The organism is Algoriphagus persicinus (assembly GCF_035156415.1).
In the GTDB taxonomy this organism is placed as follows: Bacteria; Bacteroidota; Bacteroidia; order Cytophagales; family Cyclobacteriaceae; genus Algoriphagus; species Algoriphagus persicinus.
Genome location: NZ_JAYEEY010000001.1, coordinates 1 through 24,577 on the forward strand (window position 1 = coordinate 1; position 24,577 = coordinate 24,577).

Annotated in this window: 17 protein-coding genes; 9 read left to right on the forward strand and 8 right to left on the reverse strand. The window is 41.6% G+C overall.

Annotated features, from left to right (window positions below):
* Positions 1 to 323: 323 nt before the first annotated feature.
* The 3 genes from rlmF to U3A58_RS00015 all read right to left on the reverse strand — a co-directional run bounded on the left by rlmF (position 324) and on the right by U3A58_RS00015 (position 3,590).
* Positions 324 to 1,277: a 23S rRNA (adenine(1618)-N(6))-methyltransferase RlmF gene (rlmF, locus tag U3A58_RS00005; RefSeq protein ID WP_323821319.1), complete on the reverse strand. Its 954-nt coding sequence runs from the start codon at positions 1,275 to 1,277 to the stop codon at positions 324 to 326.
* 1 nt (position 1,278) lies between these two features.
* Complete coding sequence (locus U3A58_RS00010; protein WP_323821320.1) at positions 1,279 to 2,010, reverse strand: SIMPL domain-containing protein; 732 nt, start codon at positions 2,008 to 2,010, stop codon at positions 1,279 to 1,281.
* A gap of 98 nt (positions 2,011 to 2,108) precedes the next feature.
* Positions 2,109 to 3,590, reverse strand: a complete 1,482-nt coding sequence (locus U3A58_RS00015) for a M14 family zinc carboxypeptidase (RefSeq protein WP_323821321.1) — start codon at positions 3,588 to 3,590, stop codon at positions 2,109 to 2,111.
* 93 nt (positions 3,591 to 3,683) lie between these two features.
* Here U3A58_RS00015 and U3A58_RS00020 point away from each other — a divergent pair, with 93 nt between their 5' ends.
* Entirely contained in the window at positions 3,684 to 4,697 is a 1,014-nt protein-coding gene (locus U3A58_RS00020) for a dipeptide epimerase (protein ID WP_323821322.1), read from the forward strand.
* A gap of 196 nt (positions 4,698 to 4,893) precedes the next feature.
* Here U3A58_RS00020 and U3A58_RS00025 read toward each other — a convergent pair whose 3' ends face one another.
* Entirely contained in the window at positions 4,894 to 5,589 is a 696-nt protein-coding gene (locus tag U3A58_RS00025; RefSeq protein WP_323821323.1) for a response regulator transcription factor, read from the reverse strand.
* Positions 5,586 to 7,310: a sensor histidine kinase gene (locus tag U3A58_RS00030; RefSeq protein WP_323821324.1), complete on the reverse strand. Its 1,725-nt coding sequence runs from the start codon at positions 7,308 to 7,310 to the stop codon at positions 5,586 to 5,588. Before U3A58_RS00030 ends, U3A58_RS00025 begins: the two co-directional genes overlap by 4 nt.
* Positions 7,311 to 7,522: 212 nt before the next feature.
* Here U3A58_RS00030 and lysA point away from each other — a divergent pair, with 212 nt between their 5' ends.
* From lysA to U3A58_RS00050, 4 genes are all read left to right on the forward strand, one after another.
* Entirely contained in the window at positions 7,523 to 8,755 is a 1,233-nt protein-coding gene (lysA, locus tag U3A58_RS00035) for a diaminopimelate decarboxylase (protein WP_323821325.1), read from the forward strand.
* 228 nt (positions 8,756 to 8,983) lie between these two features.
* Positions 8,984 to 10,027, forward strand: coding sequence for a PorP/SprF family type IX secretion system membrane protein (locus tag U3A58_RS00040; protein WP_323821326.1), 1,044 nt, complete (start codon positions 8,984 to 8,986; stop codon positions 10,025 to 10,027).
* Between the two features lie 409 nt (positions 10,028 to 10,436).
* On the forward strand, positions 10,437 to 12,473 hold the full coding sequence (locus tag U3A58_RS00045) for a T9SS type B sorting domain-containing protein (protein ID WP_323821327.1): 2,037 nt from the start codon (positions 10,437 to 10,439) through the stop codon (positions 12,471 to 12,473).
* A gap of 3 nt (positions 12,474 to 12,476) precedes the next feature.
* On the forward strand, positions 12,477 to 13,502 hold the full coding sequence (locus U3A58_RS00050) for a PorP/SprF family type IX secretion system membrane protein (RefSeq protein ID WP_323821328.1): 1,026 nt from the start codon (positions 12,477 to 12,479) through the stop codon (positions 13,500 to 13,502).
* A 539-nt stretch (positions 13,503 to 14,041) separates the two neighbouring features.
* On the opposite strand, the gene U3A58_RS00055 is transcribed toward U3A58_RS00050, so the two are convergent.
* Positions 14,042 to 14,968: a mechanosensitive ion channel family protein gene (locus tag U3A58_RS00055; protein ID WP_323821329.1), complete on the reverse strand. Its 927-nt coding sequence runs from the start codon at positions 14,966 to 14,968 to the stop codon at positions 14,042 to 14,044.
* A 260-nt stretch (positions 14,969 to 15,228) separates the two neighbouring features.
* Between U3A58_RS00055 and U3A58_RS00060 the strand changes: the two genes are divergently transcribed.
* Positions 15,229 to 16,485 carry a M20/M25/M40 family metallo-hydrolase gene (locus U3A58_RS00060; RefSeq protein ID WP_323821330.1) on the forward strand — a complete coding sequence of 419 codons (1,257 nt, stop codon included), beginning with the start codon at positions 15,229 to 15,231 and terminating at the stop codon, positions 16,483 to 16,485.
* A gap of 121 nt (positions 16,486 to 16,606) precedes the next feature.
* Here U3A58_RS00060 and U3A58_RS00065 read toward each other — a convergent pair whose 3' ends face one another.
* Positions 16,607 to 17,752: a Fic family protein gene (locus U3A58_RS00065; RefSeq protein WP_323821331.1), complete on the reverse strand. Its 1,146-nt coding sequence runs from the start codon at positions 17,750 to 17,752 to the stop codon at positions 16,607 to 16,609.
* A 72-nt stretch (positions 17,753 to 17,824) separates the two neighbouring features.
* Positions 17,825 to 18,856: a glycoside hydrolase family 43 protein gene (locus tag U3A58_RS00070; protein ID WP_323821332.1), complete on the reverse strand. Its 1,032-nt coding sequence runs from the start codon at positions 18,854 to 18,856 to the stop codon at positions 17,825 to 17,827.
* 167 nt (positions 18,857 to 19,023) lie between these two features.
* Between U3A58_RS00070 and U3A58_RS00075 the strand changes: the two genes are divergently transcribed.
* The 3 genes from U3A58_RS00075 to U3A58_RS00085 all read left to right on the forward strand — a co-directional run bounded on the left by U3A58_RS00075 (position 19,024) and on the right by U3A58_RS00085 (position 24,490).
* Complete coding sequence (locus tag U3A58_RS00075) at positions 19,024 to 20,136, forward strand: Fic family protein (protein WP_323821333.1); 1,113 nt, start codon at positions 19,024 to 19,026, stop codon at positions 20,134 to 20,136.
* 330 nt (positions 20,137 to 20,466) lie between these two features.
* Positions 20,467 to 23,841 (forward strand): isoleucine--tRNA ligase, encoded by a 3,375-nt coding sequence (ileS, locus tag U3A58_RS00080; protein ID WP_323821632.1) that lies wholly within the window; start codon positions 20,467 to 20,469, stop codon positions 23,839 to 23,841.
* A gap of 16 nt (positions 23,842 to 23,857) precedes the next feature.
* Positions 23,858 to 24,490, forward strand: coding sequence for a lipoprotein signal peptidase (locus U3A58_RS00085; protein ID WP_323821334.1), 633 nt, complete (start codon positions 23,858 to 23,860; stop codon positions 24,488 to 24,490).
* Positions 24,491 to 24,577 lie beyond the last annotated feature (87 nt).

The following is a 24,577-nucleotide window of genomic DNA, read 5'->3' on the forward strand; positions in this document are numbered from 1 at the left end:
GCTGGCCATTAAATTTGAGGGAAGGCTGAAGCTGGACATCACTACGGAAAATTAATTAATTAGTTCCCTTCCCTTGGGGTACCCCAAGGGAAGGGAAGGACAGAGTTTAGCTAACACTCCCGCTACATGCGCTAATATGTATGTCCTCTTTTCTACCAGTAAAGTGACTAAAGAACCAACGGATTTGGTGAACTTTATAATTTAGGTCGCTTCGGTCTCCCCTCATCCCTGCCAGCCGGATAAGCAATGAAATTATGGATACTGACTTCATTGCGGCTAATCATAATGGTAATTTTAAATTCCAAATTCCCTCATTTTAAATTTCACTCCCATCTCATTTTTCTCCAATTATCTTGCTGTTCTGGGTTGAGATAGGTCCAAGCAATAAATCTACTTTTTTTATTTCCTTGAGTCATTTCAATGATCTTTCGATCAGCAACTCTGGCTTTTTTCAAAGCTATCATAAACTCCCTGAGATGCTCTTCCTTGGAAACAATTGAGGTGAACCAAAAGCAATTAAATTTGAAGACTATACTTTCTTGGATCATCTTTTTGATAAATGCCAATTCTCCACCTTCGCACCATAGTTCGTTGTTCTTTCCACCAAAATTCAAGGTGACCTTACTGCCTACCTTTCCTGTGAGGTTTTTCACTTTTCTCTTGCTACCTGCTTCTGCGGCTACCAAGGATTCATGAAAGGGAGGGTTGCAAATCACGAGATCAAATACATCGCTGGACTTGATGATACCAGCTAGTATTTCCTTGGGATTTTCTTGAAGACGCAAGATGACTTTGCCTTGAAATTTAGGATTTGCATACAAATTATCCTGGGCAGAATCTAAGGCTGTTGGGTCAATCTCTGAACCAATAAAATGCCAATTAAAAATCGAATTCCCCAGTATTGGATAGATACAGTTTGCTCCTGTCCCTATGTCCAACACCTTGATTTCCTCACCGGTCGGCATCTTTTCCCCATTGCTTTGCGCAAGCAAATCAGCTAGGTAGTGAAGATAATCCACTCTTCCCGGAATCGGTGGACAGAGGTACCCGTCAGGAATATCCCATTGATCAATCTGATAAAAATGCTTGAGCAAAGCTCTATTGAGTTCCTTGACAGCTTTAGGGTCTGCAAAATCAATGCTGAGGTCACCGTACTTATTTTCAGAAACAAACTGACCTAAGTCAGGCTGAGTACTGATTAAGCTTGGGAAATCGTAGCGCTCCCGGTGGGCATTTCTTGGGTGAAGTGCCGTCTTTGTTTTTTCTTGTGCTTTCAAATCAATCTACTTCAAAGATAAGCTTCATTGTAATAGAAGCGGTTTTGTTTTTATCGGCGGTGTTGAAGGTACCGCCCCAAGAATAGTCTTCGCCAGAGTTTTGCCCGGTGATCTGGAAGATCCCCATATTCGCTGAGATCAGATCGCCGAGATTTCCTTTGGAGTTTTCGGCGATTCGCTCTGCCCTGATTCTCGCATCTTCGGTGGCTTTAGCGATCATCTCCAGTTTCAAAGATTCCAGTTCGGTGTAGTAATACCGTGGAGATTGAGAGTAAAAAGCTATGCCTTGGTTGAGTAGCTCAGTGATTTCTCTGGAGATTTTCTCTACTTTTTCTACTTCGGTAGATTCGATTTTCAAGGACTGATTGAGTGTATAGCCGTCAAATGTCTGTCCAAGGAATCTACCATCATCGGAGTAGTTTTGCTGATATTTTGGATTGGTGTTCACCGCCTTGAAAATCAATTTCTCGGCAGAAATTCCTTTTGAAATCAAATAGTCTGAAACCAGTTTTCTGTCTTTTTCCAAATCAGCATAGGCAGATTTTAAGTCGAAGCTTTCGCGGCTGAAATTTCCTTCCCATACTACAAGATCAGAAGTGAAATTACTTTCGCCCAGTCCTGTGACATTGATTGTGCCCTGAGGCCTGTTTCGATTGATCACTGCATTGCCGAGAACAATGGAAGCAATTACTATGGCTACTGCGAAAAGAATGGCGGAAAGGTTGTCCTTCATGTTTTTAAAAATCAAGGTAGAAAGTACGTATTCCTATGCAGAGAACAAATAACCCGCCAAATAGCGGGCTAGATTATGAGGTTCGGATAATTTAACAATCAATAAACTCGCTGCTTATATTCCTGCTCTTTAGGGCTATCCAGATCTATCAAATACCCATTTACAACAGCATATTTTCTCAGCCCATCCTTCTCCAAAAAGAAATTAGTGGATTCTCCAGTTCTCCAGCCAGCAGAAAAACCAGCTATACTTTTTAACACTAAAATTGGTAGCTGATGCAGATCGCCTCTTGCTCCATTTTTTATTTTCACAGCTAAATAACCTTGCTTTAAAAGATCCATTGCTTTTGCCTGGTCTAGATTATTTACAGATTCAAATTCGGTTTCATAGACTGTTCCTTCAGCATATTTCAGTCCTGTTGCATCAAATTCTTCCAATCCAAAATACACTTGCATATCGCCTAGATCATCTACAGACCCAGTTACAAAAAATGTATCACCTGCACTCGTGTCTCTCCTTCTGATTCCTAGATCCACCGGATAATATTTTCCATTTACCGGCACTTGCACCTCCTTGATTAATAGGTCCACCAATTGCAACTCATTGTCAGGAATTGCAAAATACTGCTCTGTACTGTATTGCTCATAGCTTCTGGTTGCGATTTGCTCCAGCGCATTGAGAATGATCATAAAATTCAGCTGACGGATGTATTGTTTGTCTGGGTCATTAGGATATCCACCCGACTCGACCAAAATAGTACTTGTCCCCCACTTGGTGATGTTGTCACCAAAGGCTCTCGGCTCAAATGCATCGTCGTATTTTCCCACGTGACCAGGCACCACTTGTTGTAATACTTCATTCATTCCTACGATGGTTTGCATAGCTTTAGTCCGCACATCATTCACATCAGTTGCATAATTATAAGCTGGAGCCAAAACTGAAATTGTTGCCTGTTTCGGGGTGCCAGATGCATTATAATAAATCTGCTGATCGTGAAGATTGAATCCAAACTCAGGTTCAAAATCGTCTCGTGCACCCTTTAGAATCACTGCTTCTGGGGAGATCTGTGAAATTGCATCCCGATTCAAATCAATATCAATCGCATTTCTACGCTTGAATGCTTCAGCACCGTCTGGGTTGATCATCGGGATAAATTTGAGATCCAGATTTGAGTTTAAAAGCTCCCGAAGTTCATCGTACGCACCCCCACTTGATCCCAGGAAATTGAATAAATCAAAAAGTGACATGGTAGCCGTGCTTTCATTTCCATGCATTTGGGACCAAAGCATCACCTTGGTTTTACCATTTCCCCAATCCAAGCTGGAAATACTTCTCCCTTCTACCGATTCACCTAATTTATTGATCTGAAAATTATCTGAATGCTTCTGAATCAAAGGTTGAAGATCGGCATGCTTAAATCTCCTGTGAGTGATTACAGGTTCTTTAAATTTTGAATAAGCTGATTCAAGAGATGCGACAGTTGTTGCTTTTGGAGAAAGAGTACTTGCCGTTTTACAACTAAGTATTGAAATCAAAAACAGCAAAAACAAGCTAATTGAGCGTAAAGAATTGGCTTTCATAATTATTTCTATTTACCTTGAATAAATTGTAAATCTATCGATCATACAAGCAAAAATCCGTTTAATTTTGCTTCAAATTGAATATTTCCCCAAATGAAATTATCCTATCAAGTCGTAGATCTTCCGCTCAAGCATACATTTACTATTGCTCATCAAAGCAGAGATGTGCAAGATACGTTGATCGTAAAACTGCAAGAAGGTGCATATTATGGGTTAGGTGAATCTACTACAAATCCATTTTATGGCATGACGATTACTAATATGTCGGAATGTTTGGAGAAATTCAGGCCAATCGTCGAAAAAGGTGATTGGGAAACTCCTGAAAAACTTTGGGATTTAGGGAAGGAAGAATTTAGAGATAATCCGTTTGCACAGTGCGCCCTGGATATGGCTGCATGGGATCTGTTTGCGAAAAAACAAGGACAAAAGCTTTACGAACTGCTGGGTCTGAATCCTACTGATATTCCGTTGACCAACTTTACGATTGGGATTGATACGGTCGAAAAGATGGTAGCCAAGATGAAGGAAGTTCATTGGCCGATTTACAAAATCAAATTGGGAACTTCAGATGATTTGGCTATCATCCGTGAGCTCCGAAAGCACACCGATGCTATTTTTAGAATAGATGCCAATTGTGCCTGGACGGCTGATCAAGCAATAAACTATTCGGTAGAGTTGGAAAAGTTGGGAGTGGAATTTATGGAGCAGCCTTTAGGAAAAGATGATCTGGAAGGGATGAAAGAAGTGTTCAAGCATAGCAAACTGCCGGTAATCGCAGATGAAAGCTGTATTGTAGAATCTGATGTGAAGAAATGCCATGGGCTTTTCCATGGAATCAATGTGAAACTGGTGAAAGCTGGAGGGATCAGTCCTGGACTCAGAATGATACACGAAGCGAAGAAACTCGGGATGAAAACGATGGTTGGCTGCATGACCGAATCCTCTGTAGGAATCACAGCTATTGCACACATTGCGCCACTTCTTGATTATGTAGATATGGATGGTGCGATGCTGCTATCTAAAGACCCTGCGAAAGGAGTAATAATCACAGCAGAGCAAGTTGCTTTTCCAGAAGGAAATGGAATAGGAGCGGAAATGATTAGTTGATTATCAAGTAGCTAGACGCTAGTATTAAGACAATAGAGGCAAGAATTTAGAATCAAGAGTCTAGATTTTGGAAAATATGATGGATAAGTAAAAAGCCAGTGCGAAGTAAATCACGCTGGCTTTCTGCTTATTTTTCTGTCAAGCTTTAGTCACATTCACCCTAACATCGGACATCAGACAACTAGCAATTTCTCAATCAACTATCACTTACTATCAGCTTAAAGCCTTCGCCATGCACAGTAATAATTTGCACTTTTGGGTCGTCTTTTAGGAGCTTTCGGATCTTACTGAGGTACACATCCATGCTTCGTGCATTGAAGTAGCTATCGTCTCCCCAGATTTGCTTGAGTGCATGGCTTCTATTTACCAAATTGTTGATTTCAGAAGCCAATAGACGGATGAGCTCATTTTCTTTGGAGGTCAACTTGTGACGACCTTTTGGGCCATCGAGGAATTGCTCATCGTAGTGAAGCACAAAGCCTCCAAAGGAGTAAACTTTTAATGGATTGATCTCTTCGTTTTTATGCGTTCTCCGAAGGATAGCATTCACACGAAGAAGTAATTCCTCCATGCTAAACGGTTTAGTGAGGTAATCATCAGCACCTATCTTGAGACCTTCGATGATGTCATCCTTTTGATTTTTAGCTGTCAGGAAAAGAATAGGAAGGTTTTCTTCAACTTTCTTAATCTCCTTAGCTAAGGTGAATCCGTCTTTTTTCGGCATCATAATATCGAGAAGGCAAAGATCGAATTTACCTTTCTTGTATTTGTTCCAACCTTCCTCACCATCACGGCAAAGCGTAGGTTCATACCCTTTCATTTCCAAATATTCCTGTAGAATATCTCCCAAATTCGGATCGTCTTCGACCACTAATAGTTTCGCTTTACTCATTGTTTCTTTGGTAAGTTAATGGTGAATGAGCTTCCTTTTCCAAGTTCGCTGCTTACTTGAATCCCTCCTTTATGCGCTTCCAACATGGTTTTTACATAAGATAATCCAAGGCCAAAGCCTTTGACATCATGAACATTCCCAGTAGGAACCCGGTAGAATTTATCAAAAATTTTCCGTTGTGCTTCTTTATTCATCCCTATTCCTTCATCCTTGATGGTGATGAAGACTTGTTCGGAATCGTCTTTAGCCACAATGCTTATCTTTGGATTTTCCGGTGAATACTTATTTGCATTGTCCAGTAGGTTATTGAAAATATGAGTGAGGTGAAATAGATCCCCCTCGACCATTGGTTCATTCAGCTCATTAATAAAGGTGATTTGCCCTCCTTTTTTCTCAACCTGAAGTCCAAAATGATCAACTGTGGTTTCCAAAATTCCTGCCAGATTCAGCAATTCAATCTTAAGCTTGAAATCCTTCTTATCCAACGCAGCAGCCTGAAGAACGTTTTCTACCTGCGAAACCAAGCGCTTATTTTCATCTTTGATAATACCCAAATATCGAGAACGGAACTTGTCCTGACTGGATAGCTCAGGATCTTGCAGTGCCTCCACAGCCAGGCTAACTGTAGCTAGCGGAGTCTTGAATTCATGCGTCATGTTATTAATGAAATCATTCTTGGTGTCCGAAAGTGCCTTTTGACGGATGATAACCTTGATCGCATAAATGAAACAAGATATAATCACTGCCATAAAAATTATAGAGCTTGATATAGGAAGCCAAACTTCACGAATTACATGTGTGTTTTTCTCAGGGAAATAGACCGTTAAGTAGTTTTCTTTTCCAAAAATGTCACTGGGAAAGAGTCTAGCCTGAATGCCTTTCTGGCTCAGGACAAACTGCTGTTTCACCGGTCCTATGGGGAGCAATAATCCGTCATCCCTGATCAGTCCCAATTCAAAATCCTCAGAGATATTTCTTTCCAGCAAGTATCCTTTCAACAGCCTCCTTACTTTCGCTGTGTCCAGCCTGTCCAATATTGCTTGTTGACCGGCAGTGATCTCTTCCAGAGCTTTGTTTATAAAATCGATTTTAATGTTTGTTCTATATACCTTTTCCAATGCATCCTCGCTGATATTGAATTCTGGACGCACCTCCACGATAGATTCACTTACTGTGGCGATTGGTTGTTGAGGAGAATTTTCACGCCTACTCAAATACTGGAGTTGACGTTCCTTTTCTTGGAGCAAAACCTCCATTTCATCCGGGGTGAATATTTTGGATGCCAATTCAGGAGTCATATAAGCGAAAAAAGCCTCCAATTCTTCCAGTTGATTCATATCTACACCCCTAGATTCAAGGATTCTTCTGAAAGTCTGACTAACCCTTGGCGCGGGCTCTTGAAAGAAGGAGTCCACCAGTGAAGGTCTGGATCTTGAAATCCGTCTGGAATTTACTGTAAGGTCAAAATCAATGGGGTCGATTTTTTCGAAGAGGGATCTGCTAATGATAGAATCCTGCATCAAATAGCCATAAAAAGCAGCTGAGGTTTCCCCCTTTTCCAATTGTTCGACAGTGCCGGACAGTGCCTGATATACGTTTTGGTCGAAGCGCTCTCTATTGATGCGAATTGCATTGCTCACCCAATACAATTGAAATCCCATCAGACCAAAGCTGGCCAAAGACATCAAGACGACGATTAGGATGATGTTACTTTTCGACATATGGCAAATTTAATCCTATAATCAGGTCGTTTAGAGCGCTTAACAATATTTAACCCCCTCAAAGTGGGAGGAAAGTAGGTCAATTTCAACTCCATCTCCTATATTTAGGTTCGAAAACAGCGTTTTCTTAATTACACTATTACTTATGAAAAAAGGGGGCATATGCCTCCTTTTTTTCTTATTTGGCTATCTTTGCCCGCAAATTTCAGATAATGCCAGCACCTCAACATCCTACTCAACTCCAAGGAGTACACTTAGAATCGATAGCCAACGAATACGGCACGCCAGTATATGTGTATGACGGAGAAAAAATACTGAGTCAAATTCATTCACTCCAGTCAGCTTTCGCTGGGGTTCCATTGAGAATCAAATATGCTACCAAAGCACTTTCCAATATCAGCATCTTGAAGTTGGTAAAAAAGGCTGGAGAAGGAGTGGATGCGGTTTCCATTGAAGAAGTAATGCTATGCATGCGAGCTGGGTTTGCCGCTTCAGAGATCATGTACACGCCCAGTGGGGTGAGTTTCCGCGAAGTACAAGAAGCTGTAGAATTGGGGGTCATGATCAATCTTGACAGCATCCCACTTATGGAAGAGTTTGGTGCTACTTATGGTAGTACAAAGCCTGCATGCATCCGCATCAATCCGCATATAATGGCGGGCGGAAATGCTAAAATTTCTGTAGGACATATTCAAAGCAAGTTTGGGATTTCCATACAGCAACTTCCTGAGATTTTAGAAGTGGTGAAGAGGTTTGATATTAAAATCGTAGGGCTTCACATACACACTGGTTCAGACATTCTCGATGCTGAAATATTCCTAAGGGGCGGAAATGTACTGTTTGAGGCTGCAATGAACTTCCCGGATTTACGTTTTTTAGATTTTGGAGGAGGATTTAAAGTCGCCTATAAGGCTGGTGATCCCTCCACTGATATTGCGGAGGTGGGTACAAAAGTGTCCGCAGCATTTAATCAGTTCTGTGAGAAATACGGAAAGAAATTGGAGCTTTGGCTTGAACCGGGCAAGTTTCTGGTGAGTGAATCGGGGTATTTGGTAGTGGAATCAACGGTGGTCAAAAAGACACCTCAACTTACATTTGTGGGGGTAGATTCAGGGTTAAATCACCTGATCAGACCTATGATGTATGATGCATACCATGATGTGTATAATTTAAGCAATCCTACAGGAAAATTACACCCCTACAACGTGGTGGGCTATATCTGTGAAACGGACACCCTCGCCAAAGATCGAATGTTGACAAAAGTCACCAAAGGCGACCTATTGGTATTCAAAAATGCCGGGGCCTATGGCATCAGTATGTCCTCCAATTACAACTCTAGGCTACGTCCAGCGGAAGTATTGGTGTGGGAAGGTAAAGCCCATTTGATAAGAAAACGTGAGATTTTTGAGGATTTAATTAGAAATCAGGTGGTTTTAGCTTTTTAATTTCAGATTTCTATCCTGCCATTGCCTTTGGTATAATTATTGAACATCACAAACATTAATTTGAAAGGTCTATTTAGGTAGCAATTTCAATGAAATAATGTTTTAAAACTCATTGTGATTGATCTTCTCAATCCTATGCCCTAGTAGTTTTAAATCTTTAATTCATAATTATTTAACCTTTGCCATTCTACTAATGCATAGCTTTGTATGGTAATGGCCTAGTTGTCTATGTACAGGAGAATAATTGGTATACTTATTACTTTAGGGGCTAATTATTGCATTTTTTCGAATGTAATAGCTCAAGATACCCAGTACTCTCAATTCTATGCTGCCCCACTCTATTTGAATCCTGCATTGACAGGAGCCAGTGAACTGACCCGCGTTGGCATCAACTACCGAAACCAATGGCCAGGCTTAGACCATAATTTCAATTCTTATTCTGCCTACATAGACCATTATATGTTTGATTACAACAGTGGTGTGGGCTTGATATTTAATGGCAGCCAAGAAAGTATGGCAAATCTATCAACCAATGAGATAGGGCTTTCCTATGCCTACAGGTTGAAGTTGAGTGAAAACATGTTTTTCAGAGTTGGAGGTATGGTCAGCTACATGCAGCGTGATGCTTTTTTCTCAGACCTTGTGTTTGGAACGCAGATCAATATCATCGATGGTTCAATTGGAGGGATTACCGACGAGCTCAATGGAATTCCGATTGATAGTCGCTATAGTTTTGTTGATTATAGTGTTGGCGGCATGTTTTACTCCAATAAGATATGGCTAGGAGCATCTGCCCACCATCTTTCTGAGCCTAATACTTCATTTGTAGAGGGGCAAATCTCTAAGCTCCCAATGAAACTTTCAGCCCAGGGAGGGATAAAGTTTGACTTGGGAGGAGGCCGTAGGAATTACTTCACACATGCTTATGCAGAGCGATCTATCTCCTTTGCATTCAATTACAAACAGCAAGATCCTTTTAATCAATTAGACGTAGGTGCCCAATTCTACCTGGAGCCATTGGTTCTTGGCGTTTGGTACCGAGGGCTTCCTACTAAAAATGACCTTCCCAATAATGAGGCATTTATAGGTTTGGTAGGCATTTCATTAGAAAATGGTCTTGACATTGGCTACTCTTATGATGTGACCATTTCAAAATTAGGCTTGAGAAATAGTGGAGGGGCACATGAGATTTCGCTCACTTATTCCTTTTTATGGGGCGATTCAAAAAGCAGAAACCAGAGAGAGCGAATTATTCCTTGCTTCAAGTATTAACCTGACAGGTAGCCAATTAAAGTTCCCCATTAAAAAATATTTAAAAATTCACATTTTTTTTTAAAGCCCGCTAGACGGGCTTTTTTTATTTGATCAACACAAAAAAGCATCATTTCCTACTTTTTTTGATTATGGCAATATTTCAGGAAAAACAATACTTTTTTTAGACTCATTTCATTTCTGAGACTTATTTGGTCTGCCTTGCTTATAAGAATAATTCTACACTTATTTCGGAATATCATATATAAAAAAGAATATCATTTTGTTGTATATGATTTACATAAAATAATATTCTTAAAAACGAAATACAGTAATCTTGCTTTGTAAGACAAATTAAGAAAGTTGAAAAGTCACCCAGCTTCCAACAATTACAAAACTATTGAAAAAGGTATATTCCACATATTGCCTCATGATACTCGGACTCTTATGGAGTATGACGATCAGTGCTTCAGTTCAGCTTGCGCCTGATAGCAAAATACTGAAATCTGAAAGCAACCGGGTTTTGGCAACCAACGGAATTACTGTAGGGGTATCAGGAAAGCTAGCACTTTGCTCTCATGCCGAAAAAGGGCATATCCAACTCGATGTGCAGGGTGGAGTAGCTCCCTATTCCTATCGTTGGAATACTTTACAAACTACAAAGGATAGGACCAATTTATACGCTGGAACTTACACAGTGGAAATCACCGATGCTGTCGGCACTGTGCATATCGAAAGAATCGTAATTCAGCCTCCTTATCCATTGATTCTAAACCCACTGGAGAAAGCAGATGCAACCTGTGCTTCGGCCAAAGATGGTTCGGCTAAAATCAGCGTAAAAGTAGGGAGAGGTGAGCCTTATAAAGTCACCTGGAGCAATGGACTCAAAGATACTTGGGAAGCTACAAATCTGGAGCCGGGAGTTTATTCAATAACTGTTGCAGACAAGTTTAACTGCGATGTCACCACCTCCTTCGAAATCAAAGCAGCCTCTGAAGGGATCCAGGTATTCGAAGCTATTCAAAACCCGGGATGCTCAAGTCAAAATACTGGCTCTATTAATCTAGCTATCAATGGTGGACAAGCACCATATACTTATACATGGAGCAATGGTGCCATTTCTAAAGATCTCAAAAATATTAATGAGGGAATTTACACTGTAGCTATTAAAGATCAGAAGGGATGCTCATTTCAAGCATCCTATTCAATCAAAGCAGCTACAGCAATGGAATTAAAAGAAACTGTTCAACCTGAAAGTTGTACCGGTGCAGGCAATGGCGAGATTTCAGTCAATATTCAAGGCGGATCTGCACCATACAGCTATAAGTGGAGTAATGGTGAGACTACCTCTACGCTAAGCAACCTCTCAGCAGGAAATTATACGCTAACAGTTACCGACGCATCAGGATGCGCTGTCGAAAAGCAATTTAATCTAAGTACAGCTTCCGAGCTAGAAGTAACCCTACTGGATCAAACCAATTCTAAATGCGATGGATCAAACTCTGGAACCATACGAGTAGGCATAAAAGGAGCATCTGGAAAATACAAAGCACATTGGCTAGATGATCCATCTGCCGGACTTAACCGAGAAAACTTGCCTGCGGGAACCTATCAACTTTCCGTTTCAGATGAAAGTGGTTGCAGCGTCAACAAATCATTTTCCATCACAGAAGCCCAACCAATACAAGCAAGAATCGAAACTGCCTTGGATGTGGACTGTACTCTAGGATCAATCACAGGAGTTGCTTGGGTTTCTATCCAGGGAGGAGTTCAACCTTACAAAATTACCTGGAGCTCAGGAGAAAATGATGCTCGCGAAGTCAATTTCCATGCTGCTGGAAATCTTAAAGTCAGCGTGACAGACGCACTGGGCTGTAGCTCCCAAACTGAAGTTAGAGTGGACTTCCCAAGTCAAATCAATAAAGCAGGAAGATTGGATTTCGACTTTAGAAAGCTCCAAATCAGTAGCGAAACTGAAGTACAAGTAGAAGAAGAAATCATTTTCGAAAGTATCATTTCAGAGGAGTTTATTGGCTGGGAATGGTCCTTTGGTGATGGTAGCGCATCCAAAGAAAAAGATCCAATTCACATTTTCCAGTCAGCAGGAAATTTCGAAGTCACCCTTACAGCATATGACATCTATGGTTGTTCTAGTATTGAGAAAAATATTATCCAAGTAAATGCCCCAATTGAATTTATCACCATTCCTAATGCTTTCACCCCAAATGGAGACGGTCTGAACGATACTTTTATCCCAAAACTTAGAACAGTTTCCAATTTCTCCATGGATGTATTCAATACCTGGGGAGAGAAAATCTATGCCACTTCAGGCCTAGATACCAAAGGCTGGGATGGACTACACCTAGGTCAGGAATCACCTCCTGGCAATTACATATATCAAATCACCTACATCTCCCGAGACGGTGAGCAATTCACCAAAACTGGAGGCGTCACTCTAATACGATAGAATATGAAAAATGTATATCTGTTGATTACCCTAAGCTTATTATGCTTCACAGTTAGTGCCCAGGATATCCAATACTCCCAGTTCTATGCTGCTCCCTTGTATCTAAATCCAGCTATGACTGGCGCTTCGGAGATGACTAGAATTGGTGTCAATTACCGAAACCAATGGCCTGGACTTGATCAATCATACAACTCCTATTCCGCCTATGCAGATCATTATATCTTCAGCGCGAATAGTGGAATTGGAATAATTATCAATCGATCGGAACAAAGTATGGCAAATCTCAGCATGACCGAGGTAGGAGCTACTTACTCCTACAGAATGAGATTGGGATTCCGCTCCTTTTTGAGACTGGGTGGGCAAGTGAGTTACATGGAAAGAGATGCCTATTTTGGAGACTTGGTTTTTGGAAGTCAGATCGATGACCAGACTGGCACGATAGGTGGCAATAGCGGGGAAAGTCTGGGTGAAGGCATTAGCCATCAGTTTATGGACTACAGCTTTGGTATGGTTTTTAATAATGAAAATATGTGGTTGGGTGTTGCTGGACATCATTTGACGCAGCCTAACATCTCATTCATTGATGGGGAAAACAGCAAATTACCACTCAAACTTTCTGCACATGGTGGGGTAAAATTTGATCTGTCTGGAGGCAGTTCTACCGAGTATTTAAATCAAAGATCAGGCACTAGGGACTTGACTTTAGCTTTTAATTATAAGAATCAGGGTTCTTTTTCACAACTCGATATGGGCGCTCAGGTAAATATTCAGCCGATAGTCTTGGGAGTTTGGTATCGAGGAATTCCTATCCAGAAAAATGAAATACCTAATCATGAAGCGATCATTGGGCTAGTAGGTATCTCTCTTGGAGGAGGACTAGATATTGGGTATAGCCACGATTTCACGCTTTCTTCCCTTGGAAATGCTAACACTGGTGGAGCTAATGAGATTAGCTTGCGCTATAGTTTCCTCGCTACAAATAAGCGCGGCGCCGGTAGAAAGTCCTCTATGCCATGTTTTAAGTATTGAACAAAGCAATAGAATAAAAGCTTTTAATTAAAAGCCATATTCTATGTCCAAAACGCTACGATTAATTCTGGGTGATCAACTGAATCCAAGCATCTAAAAAGCAAGGGCATCAGGTCAACTATTTCCAGCTGGATCACATGGAAAATTTCCAGGCTTTGGAGCAAATGATTACGTCCATTGTGCCTATAGTCACACCACATAAACAGGAGAAGGTACTTGCCCTTTCAATAGTTTTTATTGGCATTTTTATGAGAGAAATAGGAATAAATTAGCGAACAATCCTAGGAATGGCCTATCGCACGCTCAATAAGTTGAAAAATAAGACAGAATTGCTAGCACAAGCGGAGAGTTATTTGAAGGATTTGGATACGCTGTAGAGCAACAGTTAACATATTTCTCAACCTAATAACCGAACGTATTAAGGTAATTCAAAGCCTAAGCTTACAGTGGAAAGGCTACCCGCTCTGGCAAAAAGTAGGCTCTAAAAAATATTCAAGGAACCACCTTAACCAAACGGCTATACATCAATAGTTCGTAATTCACGCCTTAGGGATTTCTTTTTGGGACATCTCAACTCTTGTCTTAGGCAAGCTTTCTGGGTAATTCTTCTGTATAAATTCAATCATTTTTTCCCGCACAAACACTCGCAAATCCCAAGCTGTTGGGGAGTTTTTTGCGCTTACCAAAATACGGATTTCAACTGTAAATTCTTTAGCATCTGACACCTGAAGTACTTTCGCTTTTTTATCCCAAAGAGGAGTGGTTTCTAAGATACGATCCAATTCCTTTCGAAGCTCGTCAAATGGAATGGTATAGTCCGTATAAAGAAAAACAGAGCCAAGTAAGTCAGCTGAAGTTCGAGTCCAGTTTTGAAATGGCGTTTCTAGAAAATAAGTGGTGGGAAGTACCAGTCTTCTCAGATCCCAGATTCTTACTACAATATAATTCAGATTTATTTCTTCTATCCAGCCCCATTCCCCTTCCACGACCACAGCATCCTCGAGACGAAAGGGTTGAGTAATTGCGATTTGAATACCAGCGATTAGCGTACCTATAGCTTTCTGGGCCGAGAACCCAATGATAATCCCTGCTACTCCGGCAGAAGCAAAAAAACCCACACCAACTTTCCGAACCGATTCGAACGAAAGCAGAATCAGGCCAATTCCTAAAAGTATAATGATGAAGTTGGCCACTTTCACAAGAATATTTATCTGGGTTAAGACTTTTCGTGCCTTCAGATTATCATCCTTTGAAATATCATACTGCCTAATGAAGAGTTTTTTTAAAATCTGCATAAAAACCAGCAAGCAACAGGTAAAGCCGCAGATAATCAGCACAGTATTAATATGGGGAAGATATGACCATAATCCTTCCCAATCCTTAGATACGCTACCCAAGTAAATCTTAGAAAATCCTAGCGCGAGGGTAACCAACAATGGGATGAGCAATCTTGTATAATACTTCATGTGTTTATAATTTGTTTTTTATAGGCCACATGGAATCTCGCAAGTCTTATTCTCATCCCAGTGTGTGACGCTTGAGTCATGCTCGATTTCATCTGGTGTCAAGATTTCGGAGTCTGAAGCCGAATGAACTTCCGTTACTATTTCAGTTTGAACTTCAGTTTTTGGGCTGCAGGCAAAGGAGAGTAGTAGTAGGGCAATAAAGTGTTGTCTCATTGATGGAATTGCTACACAAAGTTAAGGTTTATTATCTTTAACGACATATGACAAAGGACATGGACTATCTTTATAAATATACCCTTACCGCCATTGCTGGGATACTGTTCACTTGGAGCTGCACTACTGCGCCAACCGATGAAAACTTGAAAGATGGCCTGAAAGAAGCGGTCACTTATCTTGCTTCAGATGATCTGGGCGGACGTGCGATCGGCACAGCTGGCGAGCAGAAAGCAGCTGAATACCTCGCTGCTGAATTCAAGGAGATCGGGTTGGTACCAAAAGGAACTGAAGAATTCATCCAGCCTTTTACCGTTTCAAAGCCAACGAATCCACATGAGGAAGCTGTCATAAGGACTGATGGAGAAGGAGTGATCGGTAGGAATGTGATTGGCTATATTGATAACAAATCTGAAAACACTATCGTGATCGGAGCCCACTTTGATCACTTGGGAATGGGTGGAAGCAGCTCTCTCCATCGTGGGGATTCGGCGATTCATAATGGAGCAGATGATAATGCCAGCGGCACGGCTGCTTTGCTTGCCTTAGCCAGAATCTTAAAGCATGAGCAGCATAACAGCAACTTCCTTTTTATAGCTTTCTCCGGTGAGGAAAATGGTCTTTGGGGTTCAAATTATTTCGTAAAGAATCCTACCATCGAGCTTACCAAAGTCAATTACATGATCAACATGGATATGGTTGGTCGATTGAATGCGGAGAAGACACTGGCCATTAATGGCGTTGGTACGAGCCCAAGTTTTGTTGCTGCATTAGAGATGGCAAATGCAGACAGCCTGAAAATCGTCACTTCAGAATCCGGTGTTGGCCCCTCAGATCATACCTCTTTTTACCTGCAGGACTTACCTGTTCTTCATTTTTTCACAGGCCAACATGAGGATTATCACAAGCCTTCTGATGACTCAGAGTTGATCAATTATGACGGGTTATTACTTGTGGTGAAATACATCGATCGCTTAGTTGATCAGTTGGATACTGAACCAAAACTTGCTTTCACTAAGACAAAAGACAGTAATGACGATTCTCCTCGATTCACAGTGTCCTTGGGCGTTGTGCCAGATTATCTCTATGATGGCAAAGGCATGCGGATAGACGGGGTATCTGAGGATAAGCCAGCTCAAGCGGCGGGTCTGATGAAAGGTGACGTAGTTATCCAAATGGGTGATTCGAAAATTGTAGATATGATGAGCTACATGCGCGCATTAAGTGCTTTTCAAAAGGGTGATGAAACTCTTGTTGCCTACGAGAGAAGTGGTGAGAAGAAAAAAGTTAAGGTTGTTTTCTAGAAGCTAGATGCAGGAGTTAAGTATCAAGATAACGTAAAATGAAATCCCGGAATCCTATGTGTTCCAGGGCTTTGTTGTAGTTTATATTACGAAAGTAAAATATAGTGTTTCTTATTTTACTTTAGTTTTCATGATCGAAGGCTTTCAAATATTTCTCAAATACAAAGACCCGATTTCTGGATTGCCCGGTTTGTTCTTTGAGAATTTCCTTTTCCCTCATTAAATGCACCAAATCATTGGCAGCTTTGAAGCTCAAACCCGTTAGTATGACTGCTTTTTCTACCGTGACGGTAGGCTCCTGAAAGAGTCCATTCAGCAAGACTTTTGCGCTGGGACCTCTTCTCCCAAACTCTGCATCGATCATGATCTCAGTCTGTTTTTTGAGTTCCATTACTTGAGAGAGAGCGTTGACAGCTTTTGAAGCAGTTTCCTCTATTCCAATCAGGAAAAAGCTGATCCAGTTGAGCAGATCATTTTTCGTTCTTACTGCAGAAAGCTTGTCGTAATATAAGCTTCTGTTTTTCTCAAAAAACATGGACAAATAGAGTAGCGGTTTGTTCAAAATCCCTTTGTCAACCAGAAATAACGTAATTAATAATCTCCCAACTCTTCCATTTCCATCCAAAAATGGGTGTATGGTTTCGAACTGATAATGTGCAATTGCGATCTTAATCAGATCAGGTACAGGTACTTCCTCATTATGGAGAAAGTGCTCCAAATCACTCATTAAGTCTGGAATTAATTGAAAATGTGGAGGTATGAAAACGGCATCTGTCAAGGAACTTCCACCAATCCAGTTCTGGCTTTGTCGGAACTCTCCTGGCTGCTTTTGCTCACCTCGTACGCCTTTCATTAGTACTTCATGAGCATTGCGAAGTAACCGAGACGATAGCGGTAAACTTCCCAGTTGCGCAATAGCAAGATTGAGCGCATTGATGTAATTATTCACCTCCTGCCAATCATCTCTTCGCTCAGGGTGAATATCCTCGATTGGCAATAATGCTTCCTCAATCCGCGTCTGAGTTCCTTCAATTTTGCTGGAAACCACCGCTTCTTTTGCCACATGAAGCTGGATAAACAGGTCTATGTTCGGAACCAGGCGTGCAAATGAATTCAGTTCCCCAAGCTTGATTGCTGCTTTTTCTAGCAATTTATTGAGTAGTGGAGAGTCCCAAAACCAATCGACATCTACCTTGTTCGGCACAAAATATTTGTACTTGAAAGCAGATTCAAAATTCCCGGATTCGAATTTTTCGATACGTAACATTATTAAAGGTAATGCCTTTTATTTTACTTTAATAAATAAGGGTATAATAAAAATAATCTTATTTTACTTACTTTATTTTATAGGATTTGCCTCCACTCCTTCGAAAGTCATTTTGATCGGTTTGATTGTGCCGTCTTCATTAAATTCCATCACATCAATAGCTGTCACGCGGTGATCACGGCCTTCATTAGGAATAGGACGACGATGATAAACTATGTACCAGTCATCAGAACCTGATTTTTGAATCACAGAGTTGTGCCCAGCTCCAGTGGCGATAATAGTATCCGATTCCAAGATGGTATTAATACGCTCCCACGGCCCAGTGATTTGGTCTGCCATGGCATAAGCAACTTTATAGCTGTCATTTGTCCAGCCACCCTCAGACCACATGAAGTAATATTTTCCTTCTCTGATAAAAACAAAAGGCCCTTCTACATAACCTTCTGGTGTGATTTCATGGAAAAGCTCTCCGTCTTCCCAAGGCTCAAATCGTGTAAAATCAGCGTTCAGCTTGCCTATGTTGCAATGACTCCAGCCCCCATACAGCATATAATAAGTGTCGTCAGCATCCTTAAATATAAATTGATCTATCGGCTGCGCATCGTTATGGAACTCAGACAGCAAGGGCTTACCGATGTGGTCTTTGAAAGGCCCGCCGGGTGAATCAGCCACAGCTACTCCCAATCCTCCGAAATGGTTGATATCATTATTCGGATCCCAGCCGTCACGGCTAGGTCGCTGAATATCATTGGAGGAGAAAAACAAGTAATATTTTCCATCTTTCTCGATTGCCGCAGGAGCCCACATGGCTTGTCTCGCCCACTTGATAGCTGCTGTGTCAAGGATATTGGCATGCTTCTCCCAAGTCACGAGATCCTTGGATGAAAAAGCATCGAAATGCAACTGATCTGTGTATCCTGCCGAAAAAGTCGGATATACCCAGTACTCATCTCCAAAAACAACTCCTTCAGGGTCAGCATACCAACCTTCGAAAATAGGGTTTCCGGAAAGTCTCAGAGGTTCTTCTACGTTGGTTTCTTTTGGAGAGGAGCAGGCAAAAGCAAAACCCACTGCCATTGTGTATAGATAGATTCTTGAGTTCATGTAAATAGTTTGAATGTTATCTAAAACTACAAACGAGGAGCGAGAGGTGAATGTCTTTGACGTAAAAATGCTCTTTTTTGAAGGTTTTCTAGATATGAGCCGATTAGTCTCTTTTTTCGGCTCATATCATTCTATTTTTTGAGCCGAATAAGTTGTATATTCGACTCATGAGTTATAATTGGGAACAGTCGGATTGGCCAAATTTCACCTATAAGGAAGGGAAGTCTGGAAAAATACTACACGATTTCCTCATGAAATCCGGGCAACTATCCGGCGTACTTTCCGGTTTATCTGAAGGAAATCAGACAGAATTACTTCTGGAAATGATGGTAGTGGAGGCAATTAAAACCTCGGAAATAGAAGGTGAATTTCTCAGTCGACCAGATGTGATGTCTTCTATCAAGAAGAATCTTGGCATTCATGAGGAGCAGCCTGTGCTGGTCAAAGATCAGCGCGCCAAAGGCATTGCCAAGCTGATGATCAAAGTACGAACTGATTTTGCGCAAGAGTTGACAGAAGAAGTTCTTTTCGAATGGTATGAGATACTGATGGAAGGCAATCGCTACGTGCGTACAGCGCAATGGCGTGCAGATACTGCTCCTATGCAAGTGGTCTCTGGTTCGATTGGGAAAGAGACTATTCATTTTGAAGCACCGCCTTCAGCAGAGGTTCCTGCAGAAATGGGCTCTTTTATTTCTTGGTTTAACAAGACTGCTCCTGGCAATTCTGAGGAGATAAACAATCCACTGATTCGGTCTGCAATCACGCATTTATATTTTGAATCTATTCACCCATTCGAAGATGGCAATGGTCGAATAGGCCGCGCATTGGCAGAAAAAGCGTTGCATCAAGGCTTGGGACATGCAGCTTTGATCAGTCTTTCCGAAACGATTGAAGCAAAGAAAAATGAGTATTATGATGCCCTTAAGAACGGACAAAGTTCTAATGAAATCAGCGAATGGCAGGATTACTTTGCTGAAACAGTCTATCATGCACAGCTAAGTGCAGAGCAATTGATCAACTTCACGCTCCAAAAAGTCAAATTCTTTGATCGCTTCGCGAATGTGCTCAATGAGCGTCAGACAAAAGCCATCAACCGAATGCTTGCCGAGGGGCCAGCGGATTTTGAGGGAGGAATGACTGCTAAAAAATACATTGCGATCACGAAAGCTTCCAAAGCCACGGCAACCCGTGATTTACAGGGGCTGACGGAATTAGGCATCTTTTTACCACACGGTGGAGGTAGAAGTGTGAGCTATGAGTTGGTGATTAGTATCTAGTGGCAAGACATAAGTATCAAGATCTAAGAGGCAAGAGGCAAGAACCAAGATTTGAAAATGAGTGATGAAGGAAAGTTGTTCATTGGATATTATTTACTGGCCGAGTCAGCTTTCCTTCCATTTTTTCCAATTCATCCTCCCACAAAAGGGGAATTCTCCTATCTTTGTGCCTGCTTTTGAGGAGGATGTTTCCTTGATTGCGTGAGGGATAGTAGCGGCATCCACGCAGCGAAGCGTAGTGGATACAGCGGATAGCCCGACCCCGGCTTTTTCAGGCGGGGACACGCCCAATAATTAATTATCACCTACTTGCCAGTAAGAAAGGATACAGTGAAGACATATCAGGAATTTAAACAAGTGGATTATCCAGAAATCGGGGAATCCGTATTGAAGTACTGGAAAGAAAACCAGATTTTCGAGCAATCAGTAGCCAACCGTGACGGTGCGGAAACATTTACTTTTTTTGAAGGCCCTCCTTCGGCAAATGGCACTCCGGGTATTCACCATGTGATGGCGCGTACGCTGAAAGATATTTTCTGCCGTTACAAGACACTTCAGGGTTTTCAAGTAAAGCGAAAAGGCGGTTGGGATACGCATGGCTTGCCTGTAGAACTACAGGTGGAGAAAGAGCTGGGTATCACCAAAGAGGATATCGGCAAGAAAATCTCCGTAGAAGAATACAACCAGAAGTGCCGTGAGACGGTCATGCGATTCAAAAATGAATGGGATAACCTGACTGAGAAAATCGGTTATTGGGTGGATTTGGATGATCCCTATATCACGTTTGAGCCGAACTACATCGAGTCAGTTTGGAGCTTGCTAAAGAAGCTTTACGAGAAGGATCTGATATATAAAGGTTACACTATTCAGCCCTATTCTCCAGCAGCGGGTACAGGTTTGAGTTCGCACGAACTGAATCAGCCTGGCACGTACAAGGATATAAAGGACACTTCCATCACTGCTCAGTTCAAACTGAAAGGTGAGGAAAATACCTATATCCTAGCTTGGACGACTACGCCTTGGACTTTGCCGGCTAACTCCGCTTTGGCGATTGGTGAGAATCTGGACTATGTGAAAGTGAAGACTTTCAATCCTTATACATTCGATGCCTGCACAGTGATTTTGGCGAAAGCTAGAATCAATGCTTATCTGAATCCAAAAGCGGCTGAGCTGAAATTGGAAGATTATAAAGGCGGCGACAAGTTGATCCCTTTCGAAGTAATCGAGGAGTTCAAAGGCAAGGAAATGCTAGGTTGGGAATACGAGCAATTGTTCCCAATAGCAGGTTTGGCACTTCCTCATCCAGCTTTTACGGTAGTTTCTGGCGACTATGTGACTACAGAAGATGGTACTGGTATAGTTCACCTTGCGAAAGCTTTTGGTGCGGATGACTTTAGAACATTGGCACAGAATAATGTGCCTGGCATCTTCGTCAAAGATGAGCAAGGAAAAGATCTTCCTATCGTGGATAAGCGCGGGAAATTCATCACGATGGTGGGTGAGTACCTTGTGGATAAAGTAGCTGAACATGCGATCATTTCCCATAAAGAATATGGTGTGGATGATTTCTATGTGAAAAACTACACCGAGGATGATGAGAGTGCGGCGGACTTCAAAAGCACCGACGTGATCATTTCTATTATCCTGAAAAATGAAAATAAGGCCTTTAAGGTTGAGAAATATGAGCACAGTTATCCACATTGCTGGAGAACTGACAAGCCTGTGCTTTACTATCCGATGGATAGCTGGTTTATCAAAACCACTGCATACAAAGATAGATTAGTAGAGCTGAATAAGACGATCAACTGGAAGCCTGAGGCTACTGGAACTGGCCGTTTTGGCAACTGGCTGGAAAATTTGGTGGATTGGAACCTGAGCAGATCACGATTCTGGGGCACACCGCTTCCTATCTGGAGAACTGAAGGTGGAACAGAAGAAGTATGCATAGGATCGATTTCTGAGCTAGAAACCGCTATCAATGATTCCATCGCAAAAGGCTTCATGGAAAAATCGCCTTATGAAGGAAAAGAGCTGGATCTGCACCGTCCGTATGTGGATGATGTGATCTTAGTTTCTCCAAAAGGTGAAAAGATGTTCCGTGAGCCAGACTTGATAGATGTTTGGTTTGACTCTGGAGCTATGCCGTATGCCCAGTGGCATTATCCATTCGAAAACGAGGACATTTTCAAAGCCAACTATCCAGCAGATTACATTGCTGAAGGTGTAGATCAGACACGTGGTTGGTTCTTTACACTGCATGCCATTTCAGTGATGCTTTTTGATAGCGTGGCTTTCAAAAACGTGATTGCAAATGGACTGGTACTGGACAAAAATGGCAACAAAATGTCCAAGAGATTGGGCAATGCTGTGGATCCTTTCAAAACGCTTAAGGAATACGGTCCAGATGCGGTGCGTTGGTACTTGCTGAGCAATGCCAATCCTTGGGATAACTTAAAATTCAATCTGGATGGTGTGACTGAGGTGCAACGTCGCTTCTTCGGGACCCTTCAGAATACCTATAATTTCTTTGCGCTGTATGCGAATTTGGATGCTTTTGTCTATGACAAATCCAAAGCAGTTCCAGTGGGAGAAAGATCAGAACTTGATCAGTGGATCGTGTCTAAGCTTCAATCATTGATCGCTGAGGTCGAGGATTCGATGAATAACTACGATGCGACGCGAGCTACTCGTGCGATCATGAATTACACGGTCGATCAGCTTTCCAATTGGTACGTGAGACTTGCCAGAAAGAGATTCTGGAGAGGAGAAATGAATGCAGATAAGCAGGCAGCTTATGAGACATTGTATGAATCCTTGTTGACGCTTACGCAGTTGATGTCATCTTTTGCGCCTTTCTACGCAGATTGGTTGTATAAAAACTTGACTGAGTCAGGATCTGATGCCAAAGCTTCTGTGCATTTGACTGATTGGGTTTCTGCGGATTCTGGGTTGATCAATAAAGATCTGGAAGAAAGCATGGAATTGTCTCAGACGATTTCTTCTTTGGTGCACTCGCTGAGAAAGAAAGAGAAGATGAAAGTGCGTCAGCCCTTGCAAAGAATCTTGATTCCGATCTTAAAAGAGAAGACTAAAGCTCAGATTTTGCATTTGGAAGATTTGATCAAATCAGAAGTGAATATTAAAGACATTGAGTTCATAGACGACGCTTCGGGTATTTTGGTGAAGAATGTGAAGCCAAATCTTCCTGTGCTTGGCAAGAAGCTTGGTCCGAAAATGAGATTCGTAGTCGCTTCCATCAATTCATGGGGGCAAACCGAAATAGCTGAAATTGAAAGAGAAGGCAGAATCTCTGTTGATCTGGATGGTGAAAGCCTTGAATTGCTCCTGGAAGAAGTCTTGATCACTTCTCAAGATATTCCTGGCTGGTCAGTAGCTTCAGATCAAGGCGTAACGGTAGCCTTAGATGTGACACTGTCCGATGCCCTCAGACAGGAAGGAATCGCAAGAGATTTGGTCAATCGTATCCAGAATCTACGCAAGGATATGGGGCTGGAAGTGCAGGATAAGATCAACATCAAGATAGCTGATGATAATGAGTTGGTTAAAAATGCAATTGAGTCATTCGGGGAATACATCCAAACCGAAGTGCAAGCACTGAAACTAGAGGTTTTGCCTCAATTAAATGGAGCTTCAATACTGGATATGGATGATTTTGAACTAGCTGTTTTGGTAGAAAAAGCCTGATAGCAAAACGTAAACTATGAATAAATACCTGAAATACTTTGGCATCGCGCTATTGGTGATCATCATAGATCAAGCGGTAAAAATGCTAGTGCACTTCGAGATGGATTTTGGCTCACCGGGTCAGATTCCTGTTTTCGGAGATTGGTTCAAACTACATTACACGACCAATCCGGGCATGGCGTTCGGCATGGAGCTAGGATCAGACTATGGGAAATTACTGCTTACCTCCTTCCGTTTGGTGGCTATGGTAGGGATTGGATATTATCTATTTCACATTATTGAGAAAAAACAGCCCACCCATTATATAGTATGTATTGCTATGATCTTAGGAGGAGCAATAGGCAATTTAGTTGATTCTGTCTTTTATGGAGTTTGGCTAAATAATGCACCTTATGATGCTTCTACTCCCTGGTTTCATGGGCAGGTAGTCGATATGTTCTACTTTGATATATGGGAAGGCTATCTGCCTGCATGGCTTCCCGTATGGGGCGGTAGTTACACTGCTCTTTGGCCGATTTTCAATGTAGCCGATGCTGCAATTTTTGTGGGTGTAGCAATGATTCTGGTATTTCAAGGGAGGTTTTTCCCTGAAAAAACAGTAGATCTAAAAAATTCCAAAAAGGAAAAAGTCGATCCAATTTCTGAATAAGAATTATTCGTCCCTATCCTAAAAGTCTTTAGCGTCAGAACCACTGATTCTAAAGACTTTTTATGTTTTATGGGAGATAATTGGCTC